At 65.6% G+C, this 15,468-nt stretch carries 11 protein-coding genes; 1 reads left to right on the top strand and 10 read right to left on the bottom strand.

The annotated features are described in order from the left end of the window. Position 1 precedes the first annotated feature (1 nt). The 7 genes from AC1ROK_RS10665 to AC1ROK_RS10695 form a co-directional block, all read right to left on the bottom strand. Positions 2–1,027 carry an NAD(P)/FAD-dependent oxidoreductase gene (locus AC1ROK_RS10665; RefSeq protein WP_492846622.1) on the bottom strand — a complete coding sequence of 342 codons (1,026 nt, stop codon included), beginning with the start codon at positions 1,025–1,027 and terminating at the stop codon, positions 2–4. A gap of 124 nt (positions 1,028–1,151) precedes the next feature. Further along, positions 1,152–2,435 (bottom strand): phosphoadenylyl-sulfate reductase, encoded by a 1,284-nt coding sequence (locus AC1ROK_RS10670; RefSeq protein WP_492846624.1) that lies wholly within the window; start codon positions 2,433–2,435, stop codon positions 1,152–1,154. 38 nt (positions 2,436–2,473) lie between these two features. Then, complete coding sequence (locus AC1ROK_RS10675) at positions 2,474–4,132, bottom strand: nitrite/sulfite reductase (RefSeq protein ID WP_492846626.1); 1,659 nt, start codon at positions 4,130–4,132, stop codon at positions 2,474–2,476. Next, positions 4,119–4,424 carry a DUF2849 domain-containing protein gene (locus AC1ROK_RS10680; RefSeq protein ID WP_492846628.1) on the bottom strand — a complete coding sequence of 102 codons (306 nt, stop codon included), beginning with the start codon at positions 4,422–4,424 and terminating at the stop codon, positions 4,119–4,121. The genes AC1ROK_RS10675 and AC1ROK_RS10680 overlap by 14 nt, the downstream gene beginning before the upstream one ends. Before the next feature lie 8 nt (positions 4,425–4,432). Beyond that, positions 4,433–5,824, bottom strand: a complete 1,392-nt coding sequence (gene cysG / locus AC1ROK_RS10685; protein WP_492846630.1) for a siroheme synthase CysG — start codon at positions 5,822–5,824, stop codon at positions 4,433–4,435. A 197-nt stretch (positions 5,825–6,021) separates the two neighbouring features. After that, the gene (locus AC1ROK_RS10690; protein WP_492846632.1) at positions 6,022–6,342 is read right to left on the bottom strand and encodes a 2Fe-2S iron-sulfur cluster-binding protein; all 321 of its coding nucleotides are present in this window, start codon (positions 6,340–6,342) and stop codon (positions 6,022–6,024) included. An 88-nt stretch (positions 6,343–6,430) separates the two neighbouring features. After that, positions 6,431–6,751, bottom strand: a complete 321-nt coding sequence (locus AC1ROK_RS10695; protein ID WP_492846634.1) for an Hpt domain-containing protein — start codon at positions 6,749–6,751, stop codon at positions 6,431–6,433. Between the two features lie 410 nt (positions 6,752–7,161). On the opposite strand from AC1ROK_RS10695, the gene AC1ROK_RS10700 reads away from it, so the two are divergent. Beyond that, complete coding sequence (locus AC1ROK_RS10700) at positions 7,162–12,453, top strand: apolipoprotein A-IV repeat region-like domain-containing protein (RefSeq protein WP_492846635.1); 5,292 nt, start codon at positions 7,162–7,164, stop codon at positions 12,451–12,453. Between the two features lie 61 nt (positions 12,454–12,514). On the opposite strand, the gene AC1ROK_RS10705 is transcribed toward AC1ROK_RS10700, so the two are convergent. The 3 genes from AC1ROK_RS10705 to AC1ROK_RS10715 are packed head-to-tail and all read right to left on the bottom strand — an operon-like array spanning position 12,515 to position 15,373. After that, on the bottom strand, positions 12,515–12,895 hold the full coding sequence (locus tag AC1ROK_RS10705; RefSeq protein ID WP_492846637.1) for a cupin domain-containing protein: 381 nt from the start codon (positions 12,893–12,895) through the stop codon (positions 12,515–12,517). A gap of 52 nt (positions 12,896–12,947) precedes the next feature. Continuing rightward, positions 12,948–14,147, bottom strand: a complete 1,200-nt coding sequence (locus tag AC1ROK_RS10710) for an MFS transporter (RefSeq protein ID WP_492846639.1) — start codon at positions 14,145–14,147, stop codon at positions 12,948–12,950. Between the two features lie 8 nt (positions 14,148–14,155). Next, positions 14,156–15,373 carry an MFS transporter gene (locus AC1ROK_RS10715; RefSeq protein WP_492846641.1) on the bottom strand — a complete coding sequence of 406 codons (1,218 nt, stop codon included), beginning with the start codon at positions 15,371–15,373 and terminating at the stop codon, positions 14,156–14,158. Positions 15,374–15,468 lie beyond the last annotated feature (95 nt).

Here is a 15,468-nt window from a genome sequence, read left to right on the forward strand (position 1 = left end):
ATCAGACGACGCCGAGCTTCTTCTGCAGCTTGGTGGAACTGGTGGTGTACTGGAACACCACGCGTTCGCCCGGCGACACCACGGCCTTGGCCGCCTGCGCCATCAGGGCGGCTTCGTGGAAGCCCGAGAGGATGAGCTTGAGCTTGCCCGGATAGTGGTTGATGTCGCCGATGGCGAAGATGCCGGGAACCGAGCTTTCGAACTTCTCGGTGTCGACGGTGATCAGGTTGTCGTTGAGCTCGAGCCCCCAGTCGGCGACGGGCCCCAGCTTCATGGTGAGGCCGAAGAACGGTAGCAGGCGCGTCGCCGGCAGTGGGGTATCGCCCGAATCCATGGTGATGTGGACGTGGTCGATCTGGCCGTCCTTGCCTTCGAGCTTGCCGATCTGACCCATGAGGAAGTTGATCTTCCCTTCCATGACCAGCTCTTTCATCTTGTTGACCGAAGCCGGCGCGGCCTTGAAGGCATCGCGACGGTGGACAAGGGTCAGCGAGCGGACGATCGGCTGCAGGTTCAGCGTCCAGTCCAGTGCCGAGTCGCCGCCACCGACGATCACCACGTCCTGGTCACGGAAATCGTCCATCTTGCGGACGGCGTAGAATACCGACTTGTTCTCGTACTGCTCGATGCCTTCGACCGGCGGGCGCTTGGGCTGGAAAGAGCCACCGCCGGCCGCGACCACCACCACCTTGCACAGGAACACTTCGTCGGCGTCGGTCTCAAGGCGGAACGTGCCGTCCTCGAGCTTTTCCAGCTTGGTGACCATGCGGCTGAAATGGAACTCGGGCCCGAACGGCGCGATCTGCTGCATCAGGTTGTCGGTGAGCCCCTGCCCGGTGACCATCGGGAAGCCCGGAATGTCGTAGATCGGCTTTTCCGGATAGAGCTCGGCGCACTGTCCGCCCGGGCGGTCGAGAATGTCGATGAGGTGGCATTTGATATCGAGCAGGCCCAGCTCGAATACGGCAAACAGGCCCACAGGGCCGGCGCCGATGATGACCACATCCGTGACGATTTCGTTCGACATTCGCTTCTCATTTGGCTGAAGGCCGCTCCGGCCTTCCAGGTCTCAGGTGGTGCGCAGCCTGTCACGCTAGGCGCGGCGAAACGACAGCCCCCGCCGCCGGCGGCAGCTGCCGTGAAACTTTCGGTCAGGCGTTCTCGAGCGCGCGGCGGAGGAACGGACGGGTGCCCACCGGGACCTCGGTCAGTCCGACCGGCTGGTAGAACAGGTCGACCGTCGCGAGCTTACCCTCTTCGAGCGCCTTCCTGGTCGGCTCGTGCTTGACCACGAAGGCGTTCATGCCGCAGCGGCGCATGTGCGATATCTGGTCGTGCAGCACATCGCCCACGGCGCGCAGTTCGCCCTTGTAGCCATAGCGCTCGGCGATCAGGCGCGACGACGAATAGCCGCGACCATCGCCGAAAGCCGGGAAGTTGATGGCGATGGAGCTGAAGCGATCGAGATCGCCCTTAACCAGCTCGACATTATCGCCCGGCGAAACCAGCAGCCCGACCGGATGGGGGTTGGCCAGCACGGCTTCGCGGTGCTCGAGGAACACCGGCAGCGGGATGTGCGTATAGCGCACGCTGGCCGCGTCATCGCCGTCCGCCCAGGCGCGGAACGGGTCGGCGATGAAGGCGCCGTCCTTGAAGAGGTTCAATTCCTGAGCGGCCATGGGTTTGGCGATGGCTCCGTTGAAATCGAAATGGATGCCGCACTCTTTCTTGTTCAGTCCGCGCCAGCGGCCGGCACGCGGATCTTCGCCTTCAGCCACCACGCTCGTGCACGGCGCGCAACCGATCGACTTGTAGCCCTTATTGTAGAGCGGGTGCTCGGGCAACCCATACTTGAGCTTGTAGGTCGTGATATCAGCGTCGGAGAAATAGGCCAGCGGGTTGACCTTGATGCGGTCATCGCTGGTCAGCTCGAAATGCGGCAGCACGCCGCGCTCGGCCGTCTGGAAGCGCTTGCGACCGGTGACCCAGCCGCCGAAGCCGGAAACCGTGGCATCGAGCGGCTCGGTCTTCCTGATATGGCAGCACGAATCCGGATCGGTCTCCCACAGGTCGCCCTTGGGGTCGAAGCGCCCGATGTCCTTTGCATCCGGATAGAGTGCAATGACATTGGTGAGCCCGAGCTGCCGCTTCAGCGTCTCGACATAGTCGAGCGTCTCGGGGAAATGCTTGCCGGTTTCGAGGAAATAGACCGGCAGGTCCTTGTTCACCTCGGAGACCATGTGCAGCAGCACCGAGGAATCGGCGCCGAACGACGAGACGATGGCGATGTCATCGACCAGCAGCTCCTCGACGGCCTGGCGCAGCACGCCGACCCCGTCCATCTCGTCGAACATGCCGTTGAGCGACATGATGCCGAGTTCACGCAGCTTGTCCGGCTTGTGCGCACGCACACCGGCGACAGCGGTATCAAGCATTGCCGCGCTCCTTGGCGTCGGGCCACACGGCTCTCAACTTAAGCATTGCCGTACAGCGCCTCCTTGAACGGCGCGTCGCCCAGCCGCCGGTAGGCAGCGATGAACGGCTCGTCGGCGCTCTCGCGCTTCGAGATGTAAAGATCGACCAGCCGCTCGATGGCAGCGGGCACCTCTTCGACCACAAAACCGTGGCCGAGGATGTTGCCGATCGCCGCATTCTCGGTGGCGTCGCCGCCGACGGTGATCTGGTAGAGCTCGGTGCCCTTCTTCTCGACCCCGAGAATGCCGATGTGGCCGACGTGGTGGTGGCCGCAGGCGTTGATGCAGCCCGAGATCTTGATCTTCAGGTCGCCGATCTCGGCCTGCCGCTCGGGCGAGGCGAACTTGCGGCTGAGCTCCTGCGCCAGCGGGATCGAACGGGCATTGGCGAGCGCGCAGAAATCGAGGCCCGGGCAGCAGATGATGTCGGTGATCTGCCCGGCATTGCCTTCGGCCAGCCCGTGCTCGACCAGCTTGGCGTAGACCGCCGGCAGGTCGGTGATCCTGACATGCGGCAGCACCAGGTTCTGTTCGTGGCTGACGCGCAGCTCGTCGAAAGAGTAGCGTTCGGCGAGGTCGGCGACGACCTCCATCTGCTTGTCGGTGGCATCGCCCGGCGCGCCGCCGGTCGGCTTTAGCGAGATGGTGACCGACACATAACCCGGCTGCCGGTGCGCGTTGAGGTTGCGCTCGAGCCAGCGGCCATATGGCGGGTTGAGGATCTTTTCCCTGGCCACGTCGACAGTGGTCTCATTGACCAGCTCGTAGTCGGGCTGGGCAAAATACCTGGTGATCCGGTCGAGCTCTTCCTGCGGCAGGGTCAAGACGCCGCCCTTCACGTGGGCGAACTCTTCCTCGACCTGCTCGCGGATGGTGTCGATGCCGGTCTCATGCACCAGGATCTTGATGCGCGCCTTGTACTTGTTGTCGCGGCGGCCATAGCGGTTGTAGACGCGCAGGATGCTCTCGAGATAGGCGAGCAGGTGTTCGTGCGGAACGAACGGGCTGATCTGCTTGCCGATCATCGGGGTGCGGCCGAGGCCGCCGCCGACCCAGACTTCCCAGCCGATTTCGCCCAACGCGTTGGTCGCCGCCTGCAGCCCGATATCGTGGAAGCGGATGGCGGCGCGGTCGGTGGTCGAGCCAGTCATGGCGATCTTGAACTTGCGCGGCAAGTACGAGAACTCCGGATGGAGGCTCGACCACTGACGCAGGATCTCGGCGACCGGACGCGGATCGATGATCTCGTCGGCGGTGGCGCCGGCAAACTGGTCCGTGGTGATGTTGCGAATGCAGTTGCCCGAGGTCTGGATGGCGTGCATCTCGACCGAAGCGAGGTCGGCGAGAATCTTCGGGATGTCGCGCAGCTTCGGCCAGTTGAACTGGATGTTCTGGCGCGTGGTGAAATGGCCATAGCCGCGGTCGTAGTCGCGGGCGATCCGCGCCAGCATGCGCAACTGCTTCGAGCTCATCGTACCGTAGGGCACGGCGATGCGAAGCATATAGGCGTGGAGCTGCAGGTAGAGCCCGTTCATCAGCCTGAGCGGCCGGAACTGGTCCTCGTTGAGCTCGCCGGTGAGACGGCGGGCCACCTGGTCGGAAAACTGCGCCGTGCGTTCCTTCACGAACGCGGCGTCGAACTCGTCATATCGATACATGGCCGTCCTCGTCGAGATGCTGTCGGTCGAAGCGCGGGGCCGTCGGGCCCTCGGCACGGATCCGCTCGCGGATGCGGTCGGGGTGGATCACCCCGTCGCGCAACGAAACGGTTTCGACCTCAATGGAGTTGATGCGTCCGGTTTTCTTGGTAGCGGCGATCGCTGCATCCTTGGCTTCGGCCTCCTCCATAAGGAAGACACGCGCCTGCTGCAGCTCTTCGACCCACTTGCCCGCGCGGTCCAGATAGACCGTCGCGCCGCTCATCAGCTCGTTGCCGGTGAGGATTTCCATGCTCTTCCCTACGCCACCTTGAATTCGGAGCTGGCGAGTTCGATCGCATCGCTCCAGTCGCCGTGGGCGATCGCTTCGCCCACGAAAATGATTGCCGGCCCGTCCTCGAGCTCCAGGGTGCCCGAGGCAAGCGTGCCGAGCGTGCCGCGATAGAGCACCCGGTCCTTGCGCCCTGCCCTGACCACGACGCCGACGGGGATGGTCGCCGCAGCGCCTTCGGCGATCAGCCGCTTGGCTGTCGGCCCGGCGACCGACTTGCCCATGTAGAGCGCCAGCGTCAGCCCGGTCGAAGCCAGCGCCGCCCAGTGCTTCAGTTCCTCGGACTCGGCGCCATGCGCCGTGGCGAGAACGAAGCCGGTCGAAATCCTGCGCAGGGTTACTGGGGTCGCCGTATCGGCGGCGGCCGCAAGCGCCGAGGTGACGCCGGGCACGATATGATAGGCGATGCCCGCCGCCTTCAGCGCGTCGATCTCCTCGCCAGCGCGGCCGAACACCATCGGGTCGCCGCCCTTGAGCCGTGCCACCCGCTTACCAGCCTTGCCGAGCCGCACGATCAGCGCATTGATCTCGGCCTGGGTGAAGGAGTGATGCCCCTTCTGCTTGCCCACGAGGATGCGTTCGGCATCGCGCCGTCCCATCTCGACCGCGGCCGCGGGAACCAGGTGATCATGAACGATCACGTCGGCTTCCTGCAGCAGGCGCTGGGCGCGAAGCGTGAGAAGATCCTCGGAGCCGGGACCGGCACCGATCAGCCAGACGACGCCCGGGCTGTCGCCCTCGGCGCCATGCTGGGCGAGGAGGCTCTCGGCCTTCGCATGGCCCTGCCCGCGCAGCAGCGCCACTTCGACCTCGGGAGAGGTGACCAGCTCTTCGTAATAACGGCGGGCGCGCGCGCCGGGCAGCAGTGCCGCAACCTTGTCGCGCATCGAGCCGGCCAACTTGGCCAAGGAGCCCAGGTTCGGCGACAGCGCCGCTTCGATCCGAGCCCGGATCAGCCGGGCCAGCACCGGCGCATCGCCTTCGGTGGCGACGGCAATGGTCACCGGCGCCCGGTCGATGATCGACGGGGTATAGAAATCGCACTCTTCGGGGACGTCGACGACGTTGAGCGGAACGCGCCGGGCGCGCGCCGCGCGCTTGGCTGCATCGCCATCCGGGCCGTGGTCGGCAACGAAAACCAATGCCGCATCAGCGAGATCGGCATCCTCGAACGGACGCGCCAGCACGGTGACCGGCAGTTCGGAGAAGTCGGCTTCGATATTCTGGGAGACAATGACGACCAAAGCAGTCGTCTTAGTAACCAACCGGGCTTTGTTGAGGGCTTCTTCTCCACCGCCGACTATGACGATGCGCTGACCCTGGACTTTGTAGCTGACGGGGAATGTGTTGAGTTCACCCATTCACGGCCTTTCCGGAGCCGGATACATACTGACTTCGGGACTTTGGAACAAGCTATTGATATTCAATAGCTTTAATGTTTCCCGTAGCAGGTGCGGATTAGAATTGCGTTGAGGCGTGGCAGTCCGCCCCGGCAAAAGAATCCATACTGGGCAGCTATGATGGAACGATGGCGTTGTTTGCCGCCGTGCGCGAGAGGTCAGCCCTGCCGCTCCGGCACGTGGACGACCAGCCCATCGAGAGCGTCCTTGACCTTGATCTGGCAGCTGAGGCGGCTGGTCGGCTTCACCGCGTAGGCAAAATCCAGCATATCCTCTTCCATCATCGAGGGGCCGCCGACCGCCTCGGTCCAGGCGTCATCGACATAGACGTGGCAGGTGGCGCAGGTGCAGGCGCCGCCGCATTCGGCGACGATGCCGGGCACGCCATTCATGATGGCGGTTTCCATCACGGTCGAACCGACTTCGCCCTCGGTCTCGTGCCGCGTGCCGTCGGATTCGATATAGGTGATGTGGGGCATGTAACTTCGCTCGACAGGATCAGCCGCATATAGCGGTGCGGCCCTCGCCTCGCAAGCGCGCCAAACGGCGCACGCTCATGCCGCCAGCTCACGCCTCGTCGGCGTTGAGCAGCTCGGTGATGAAGGCCTGGCAGTCGGCGACGGCCGCGGCGATGTCCTGGATGTGCTCGGGGTTGACCGAACCGCCGGCCCGCAACGCATCTTCGGCGCGCCTGGCGAGATCGCGAACGCCCCAGGCGCCGATGCCGGCGGCAGCGCTCTTCAGCGTATGCAGATGTTCGAGCAGCAGCGGGATCGAGGTGCTCTCCTCGATGCGGGTGAGATAGACCCCCGACATCTGGGCATAGAGTCGGAGCACTTCATCGCGCAGCCCAGGATCGCCGAGCGACTGCTGGTCGAGGTGATCCATGTCGATGGGAGCATGGGAAAGGTCCCGGGAGGCCGACCCTGCCCCGGCTTCGACTGCAATATTCCTAACCATCCCCGCAACCCTTCCTACCGCCCGGACCTGGGCTATGGCAGGAAGCTAGCCGGACCGGGTGAAGGGCAGCCAAAACGAATGGGTACAATCTTATCTATGCCCTTAACCGGCCGCATTCCGACCCGAAATTAACCTTCCATTAAGAATGGGCTCGGTTTGCCTCAAATTGTATGTATGTTTGAGGTCCACCTAGCGTGCGGCGGCGTGGGGCATAGGGCAGACTGCGGGGCATTTGAATCGCATTTTACCCAATTTGGACGACTAACCGGAACCCCCGGGGTGGTCCAATGCAGGCTCTGATCGACCGCCAAGTGCCGATGCGAGAGTTGTAAAGAGTTATGGCCAAAAAGACCGCAACACCCCAGAACGATCCAGCAACTCTGGCATTCTCGGCAGTCGAGGACGCGCTCAAGGACTCGGTTTTCGCCAACCTTGACCAGCCCGCAGCAGCGGAAGAGCCGCCGGCCGAAAAGGCCGCGCCGAAGCTCCCGCCGCGTGATAACTCGCCGCGTTCCGAGCGTCAGCGCACCGCCGACAAGTTCGCGGCGCAGACCGGTTCGGTCGCCAACGACGACCGCTTCCCCTCTTCCAAGATCCTCTACGGCCTGCAGTCGAAATCGTCCGGCGCGCCGACCATGGTGGCTGGGCTGGTGGCGCTCGGCTGGGTGGTGGCGATCGCGCTGGTGGCGATGATCCGCAACGGCGCCGACATGGGCACCGCCTCGTTCTGGGGTTCGAACGACTTCATCGGCCTCTTGGCGCTCGCCATCGTGCCGGTGATCGGCATCTTCGCCATTGCGACCCTGATCCGTCGCGCCCAGGATCTGCGTAACGCGGCAGCGGCCGTAACGCAGGCAGCGATCCGTCTCGCCGAGCCGGAGACCACGGCGTCCGAAAAGGTCGCCTCGGTCGGCCAGGCCGTACGCCGCGAAGTGAACGCGCTGGGCGATGGCCTCGAGCGCGCCCTGTCGCGCGCCGGCGAGCTCGAAGTGATGATCCACAACGAGGTCACCGCGCTCGAGCGTACGTATTCCGACAATGAATCCCGCATGCGTGCACTGATCCAGGAACTGGCCAGCCAGCGCGAAGCGGTGATCACCAATACCGAGCGCGTGCGCGAAGCGATCACCGAGAGCCATACCGGCCTCGTCTTTGACCTCGACATGATCTCGCAGCGCATCGCCGGCACCATCGTCGAAAGCGGTGGCAACCTGACCAAGGCGCTCGAAACCGCCGGCAACTCACTGAACGGCGCGTTCGGCGAGCGCACCGAGAGCTTCGTGTCGTTGATCGACCAGCGCACCAGCCACCTGCTGGTCGCCCTCGACGATAGCGCCTCGCGCCTCAACATCACGCTCGAGGACCGCGCCGGCACTATCTCGGGCGCCTTCGAGAACCGCACGCAGGAACTGAGCGCGGTGATCGACGGCCGCATGCAGTCGCTGACCGAAGCACTCGACAGCCGTGCCGTGACCCTCTCGGACGCCATCGACAACCGCACCTCGTCGCTGGCCAAGCTCCTGAGCCAGGGCGGCATTACCCTGCTCGACCAGTTGCGTGACCGCGGCCATGAAGTGTCGAGCGCCCTCGATATGATCGGCACCCGCATCGCGTCCGATATCACCGGCCGCGCCCGTGAAGCCGAACAGCTGCTTTCGGGCCTCAGCCATCAGCTCGACGAGCAGGTGCAGATCCAGGTCAACTCGATGGAATCGCGCCTGCAGTCGGCGATGATCGAGCTTTCCGGCGCCCTCGACGACACCACCGAGCGCGCCCGCGTCACGCTGACCGGCGCCGGTTCGCAGAACCTCGCGCAGTTCGACGCCCGCCTCGACGAGATTGCGGTGGTCATCGACAACCGCCTCGCCAGCCTCGATGGCGTCATCGGCGACAAGGGCGACAAGCTGATCGCCGCACTCGACAAGAACAATGCGAGCTTTGCAGCGCGCGCCAACGTTCTCGAGATGGCGCTCGACGAGAAGTCCGAGCATTTCAACGAGATCGTCTCGCAACGCACCCGCGAAATGACCGAGACGCTCGGCCAGCGCACAAAGCAGATCACCGAAGCGATCGCCAACCGTTCGCAGGAAATCTCGAACTCGCTCGAAGGCCATACGCAGATCATCGCCGACGCGCTGGACAGCCGCACGCAGCTCCTGGGCGAAACGCTGAGCAGCCGCCACGGCGAGCTGAGCGCCGCACTCGACGAGCACGTCAAGGCGTTCGACGTGACCATTGCCGGCCATGCCCGCGCCATGGACACCAACATCATCACCCACGCCCAGGCGATCGACCTGGCGCTGGGTTCGCGCGTCGAGCAGTTCGACAACGTGCTGACCGGCCGCGCCAAGGAGCTCGACCAGGCCGTGGCCAGCCGCACCCAGGCGCTCGACCAGTCGGTCGCCACCCGCACCCAGGCCATCGACCTGGCGCTGCAGCAGCATGCACAGCAGATCGGCGACAGCCTCGACCAGCGCACCGCGACGCTCGACGCCGCCATGCTGCAGCACGCGCAGCAGATCGGCGAGAGCCTCGACCAGCGGACTGCCGCCCTCGACACGACTTTGCTGCAGCACGCCACCCAGATCGGCGACAGTCTCGACCGCCGCAGCCAGGCCATCGACCGGACGCTGCAGCAGCATGCACAGCAGATCGGCGAAAGCCTCGACCAGCGCACTCAGGCGCTGGCATCGACGGTGTCGACCCGCTCGGCCGAACTCGCCGACGCGCTCAATACCCGCACCCAGCAGCTGGCCGAAACGCTCGGCAGCCACACCGTCGGCATCGCCGCGGCGATCGGCGAGCGCACCAGCGAGCTGGCCCGCACCATCGACGCGCAGGGCACCACGGCCCGCGACCGGATCGATGCGAGCCTGCGCAACGTCACCGAGGTGATGTCGGAACGCGCCGGCGCCGTCTCGACCCTGATCGAGACCAAGGTCGCCGAAGTCAGCGAAGGGCTCGGCCGTGGCGTCGACAGCGCCATCCTCCGCATGGCCGACGCCGAGGCCGGCGTTAACGCCCGCATCGACGGTGCAGCCGGCACGGTGGGCGAAAGCGCCCGCAAGGCCGCCGACATCATCGAGACCGGCGTCAACTCGGCCCGTAAGGCTATCACCGACATGGTCGACCAGCGCCTGGGCACCCTGCCCGAGGCGATCACTGCCCGCGCCGACATCACGGCCGAGCGCCTGGCTTCGCTCAACACCGCGATCAACACCGCGCTGGTGCAGTCGATGACCGACCTCGAAGCCGGAGCCGACCGTATCGAGGAGACCATCTCCCGCCGCATCGTTTCGGCGACGCAGGGCATTGCCGACGACGTCACCTCGACCGCCGACCGCATGGACGTGGCGGTGGGCCGTGCCCTCGCCCAGATCCAGCAGGCCTCGAGCAATATCGACGAGTTGATCTCGATCAAGGCTGTGGCAGCTGCCGACGCCATCGGTGGCAAGGTCGCCGAGATCAACCGCGTGGTGTCCGAGCAGACCGACGCCTTCTCGGCGCTGGTCTCGGACAGCTCGGCGCAGCTCGAGATGAGCTTGCAGAACCACGGCAATGTCCTGGCACAGGCCCTGATCACCAACGCCTCGCAGGCCGAAGACCTGATGAACCAGTCGACCTCGCGCATCCTCACCGATGTGACGACGGCGCTGGGCAAGCTCAACGACTCCAACATGCTCCTGCAGAAGGTGCTCGACGCCTCGACGGCGAACCTCGCCAACCTCGAGAACTCGGTGGCCCAGCAGACCGCCACCTACTCGACCACAGTTCGCGAGGCGATCGGCTCGACCGAAGAAGCCGGCCGTCTCGTCACCGAGCATGTCGGCGCCCTGCAGGCCTCGATCGCCTCGATGGTCAACGAGTTCGGCTCGATGCTCGGCAACCTCGACGCCGAGGCCAAGAGCCTCGACAGCGCGGCGCAGAACCTCTCGGCTTCGGGCACACTGACCCTTGCCAACCTCGACGAGCGCCGCTCGGCGATGGACGAGCTGGCGCAGGCCTTCACGGCCCGCGCCGACGAGATCGACACCCGCATGCGCGGCTTCGCCCACTCGATCTCCGACACCGTCGAAGAGACCGAGCAGCGCCTGGTCGCCGCCCGCGAGTCGATGGAGCAACTGCTGGCCTCGACCACGTCCGGCGTCGCCGAGACGCTGGAAGCGACCTCGGGCACCATCAACGCCGCCCTCGCCGACACCACCGGCCAGTTGCACAGCGTGCTGACCAGCACCGCCGAGACCGTGCAGGCCGCCCTGGGCGAGACCACCGGCCAGCTCGAATCCGTGCTCACCAGCACGGCCGAAAAGGTGCAGAACGCGCTGGGCACCACCACCAGCCAGCTCGAGTCGGTCATGAACAGCACCGCCGAGAAGGTGCACAACGCCCTGGGTGAGACCACCAGCCAGCTTGAATCGGTGATGAGCAGCACCGCCGAGCGCGTGCAGACCGCCCTGGGCGAGACCACCGGTCAGTTGGAGCAGGCCCTCACCGGCACCACCGACAAGGTGCAAAGCGCCCTCGCCAGCGCCACTTCCGAGATGCAGTCGGTACTCGGCAAGAGCACCAACCTGCTCGAGGAAGCGCTGGACGGCACCTCGCGCCGCGTCGCGACCCAGCTGGGCTCGTTCACCGATACCGCAGCGAACGAAAGTCAGCGTGCGGCCGATGCCCTGCGTCAGACGCAGGCGACGATGATCCTCGAGATGCAGCAAGCCCTCGAGGCCGCGACCCAGCGCTTCAACGAGACGGCGACCGCCATGCGCGCCACCGCCAAGGAAGTCGGCTCGGAACTCGAGAACACCCGCTCCGAACTGGCGCGCGGCGTGATGGAGCTGCCGGAAGAGACCAAGTCGAGCGCTGCCGCGATGCGTCGCGTCGTGGCCGAGCAGATCGAGGCCCTGGCCGAACTCAACGCTATCGTCCGCGCCCAGCCGGCAACTCACGACCTCAACGAGCGTCGTCCGTCGCCGAGCCGTCCGGCGCGCGACGAAGCCCCGTCGCGGCCCGAGCCGCGTCCGGAACCGGTCCGTCCGGAGCCGGTGCGCGCCGCCGAGCCGCCGAAGGCCGAGCCGGTGCGTACCGCGTCACGCTACACGGCCATGCCCGAGGTTTCGGCTCCGGTGGTCACCGCGCCGCGCCCGCAGCCGGTTGCCGAGGCCAAGCCTGCCGCGGCCGCTCCCAAGACCGAAGAAGGTGGCGGTTGGCTGCGTGACGTGCTGCGCAACGCTTCGGGTCCGTCGGCTGCCGCAGCTGCTCCGGCTCCCGCTGCTCCGGCTCCCGCTGCCGCACCACAGAACCTCTCGACCCTCACCGAGGAAATCGCCAAGGCGATGGAGCCCTCGGCGCTGGCCGACGCGTGGCAGCGCTACCAGGCCGGTGAGCAGAACGTGTTCTCGCGCCGCATTTACACCCTGGGCGGCCAGGCGACTTATGACGAAGTGCGCAAGCGCATCCAGCGCGACAGCGACTTCGCCAAGACGTCGGCCACCTACATGGCCGAGTTCGAGCAGCTGCTGAAGCGCGCCGCCACCGGATCGAACCCGGCCGGCGAGACCCGCGAGTACCTGCTCAGCGATCGCGGCCGCGTCTACACCATGCTGGCCCATGCCAGCGGCCGCCTTGGCTGACGCGCACGACATTGACCTCGACTTGAGGCCCGCGGAACACCGCGGGCCTTTTTCTTGGCGGTCAGATCCAGACGTCGTTCTGAGCGGTACGCTCCCCCGGCGCCGAGCCGGTGTTCTCGACGCCGCGCGGCTCGATCAGCATCATCTTCACTTCCCCAGCCGCATAGGGCTTGTGCTCGACGCCCTGCTTGACCACGAACATCTCGCCGGGCCTCACCGTCACCGCCCCGTCGCGAAAATCGATGCGCAGCTCGCCTTCAAGCACGATGAAAGCCTCATCGGTATCGGGGTGGTCGTGCCAGACGAAGTCACCCTCGATGCGCACCAGCTTGAACTGGTAGTCGTTCAGCTCGGCCACCACCTTGGGCTGCCACTGCTCGGCGAACAGCTCGTACTTCTGGGCGAAGTTGATCGGCTGGTAGGATTTGGGCGCATCGTTCATCGGTCTCTCCTGGAGTTACCCAGCAGAGATAGAGCGCGGCGCGCCGGCTTTGCTAGCCCAGCCGGGCCTCTGCCGGGCGCTTGGGACCCTGCATGGCGATCGACAGCCAGATCAGCACCGCGCCGACAAAGGCGAAGGCGGCGGCGACGAAATAGGCCTGGGCACCCATCAGCCCGGTGAGCCAGCCGAAGGCGATCAGCGCGATGACGCTCATCGCCTGCTGCAGCATCTGGAAAAAGCCCTGCGCCTCGGCGGCGATCTCGTCGCTGGTCCAGTTGGCGATGAAGTTGACGCAGCCCATGAAGCCCAGGGCAAAGGTGAAGGCGTGCAGCAGCTGCAGCGGGATCAGGAACTCGAGACCGGGCTGGAAGCCCATGCAGATCCAGCGGAACACCGCCGTGGCAGCCGAGAGCAGGATCAGGCTGCGGGCCGAGAAGCGGCGGGCGATCCGGCCGAACAGGAACATGATCGCCGCCTCGGCAAACGCCGCCAGCGCCAGCAGCGGCGCGATCAGGTCGGCCGACAGCCCCTGCTCCATCCACAGCAAGGCCTGGAAGGCGTTGAGCACGATGTGGGTGGCGTACACCATCGAGAAGCCGACCAGCGGCAACAGGAAGAACGGCTTCATCACCGCGCCGAGATGGGTGGCGCCCGTCACCGGCGGTTTCAACTCGCCCTCGCCGCCCCGGAACCGCGGCAGCCCGAAGGCGACGAGGCCGCGAAGAATCGAGAGACCCACGAACATCGGCAGGAAGATGCCGCCGCCGAACTGGCTGATGATCGAGCCGACTGCGAACAGCGTCACCATGTAGCCGACCGTGCCCCAGGCGCGGATCGGGCCATATTGCGTGCCGCGCCGCCGCGTCATCCGCATGGTGGCGGCATCGACGACCGGGCCGATGACGTTGATGGGCAAGAGCGCCAGCGTCCAGATGATCAGGATGCCCCAGAAATCGTGCACGTAGAACAGCCCGATGGGGATCAGCGCGCCGAGCCCGCAGCCCAGGACGATCACCTGCCGCCAGTCCGAGGCCTTGTCGGCGACGCGGCCGACGAGGATGTTGAGGAGCAGCGTCACCAGCACGGGCACGGCGTTGATGATGCCGATCTGCTCGGAGCTCAGCCCCTTGTCGGCGAACCAGATGCCGCCATAGACGTTGAACGCCGCCCCCGCCATGTAGATGGAAAAGTAGAACGCCGTGGCGCGCAGCTCGGGCGTGAGGAACGGCTCTTTGGCCGATTTGGCAGGCATTTCAAACCTCAGGGGGCCGGATCGGCTACGGTCAGCTGGTCCGACGTGATCGGGTGCGCGGATGGGGGCTGGAGTCTCAGCGAGAGCACCACGCAAAGCGCTCCGAGAACCGAATAGGCCCCGACGAACAACCACGCCATTGGACCAAAGGCGGCTACGAACCAGCCCATGGCAAGGATCACCACCACGGACATCGCCTGCTGCAGCACATAGGAGAAGCCCTGCGCCTCGGCGGCGATGTCGTCGCTGGTCCAGTTGGCGATAAAGTAGATGCCGCCCAGATACCCCATGGCGAAGGTGATGGAGTGCAACAGCTGCAGCGCGAACAGCGCCCAGATCGGCGGCGAGAACGCCATCGCAGTCCAGCGGAAAGCGGCGACGAGGCAGGCGAAGATGATGACGTGGCGCGCCGAAACCTTGAGCTTCAGCCGGCTCCAGACGAACATCATCGCTGCCTCGGCTGCCGCCATGGTGGCGGTAAGTGGCCCGATCAGCCCCTGCGGGATGCCCTGCTCCGTCCACAGCACCGCCGCGAAGGCGCCGATGACGCCGTGGGTCGAATAGAGGATGGCGAGCCCGAGCAGGCCCATCAGGAACCACGGCTTCAGCACCTCGCGCAGCCGGCTGGCGCCTTTCCTCGATGCGGTACGGTCCTCGCCGGAACGGAACTGCGGCAGCTGGAACGCCAGCACAGCGCGGAGCAGCGCCGTTGCGACGAACACCGGGACGAACGCGCCGTCACCCAGCCAGGCGATCAGCGGGCCACTGCACAGCGTCGACAGCATGAAGCCGACGGTGCCCCAGGCCCGCACGGCGCTGAAATCGGTGCCGCGCCGCTGCGTCATGCGGAGCGTCGCGGCATCAATGACCGGCACCAGCGCGAAGGCTGGCATCACCGAGAAGATCCAGACGCCCAGGATGCCCCAGAAGCCGGAGACGAAGAACAGTGCGATCGGCACCAGCCCTGATATCAGTGACAGCACGATGATGACGCCGCGCCAGTCCGGCATGCGGTCGGCGATGCGCCCCACCAGTTGGTTCACCAGCAGCATCGCCAGCAGCGGCGCGGCGTTGATGATGCCGATCTCCTCGGCGCTGATACCGCGATTGATCAGCCAGATGCCGAAATAGACCGACGCGACGCCGGTGCTGCCGAACACGGCAAAATGGTAGACGGCGGCGCGCAGCTCTGGCGAGACGCGCGGCGCGGCAGTGGTCGACGACATCCAGGGTGTGCTCCGGGCGGGAGAATCCGCCGCACCGGCCGACAGTGCAGAGCGGCCACGGAAAGATCAACGGGCTCGGCGTTATCGGGCGTTAC

This window comes from Devosia sp. GW821-FHT12F11 (genome assembly GCF_058806655.1).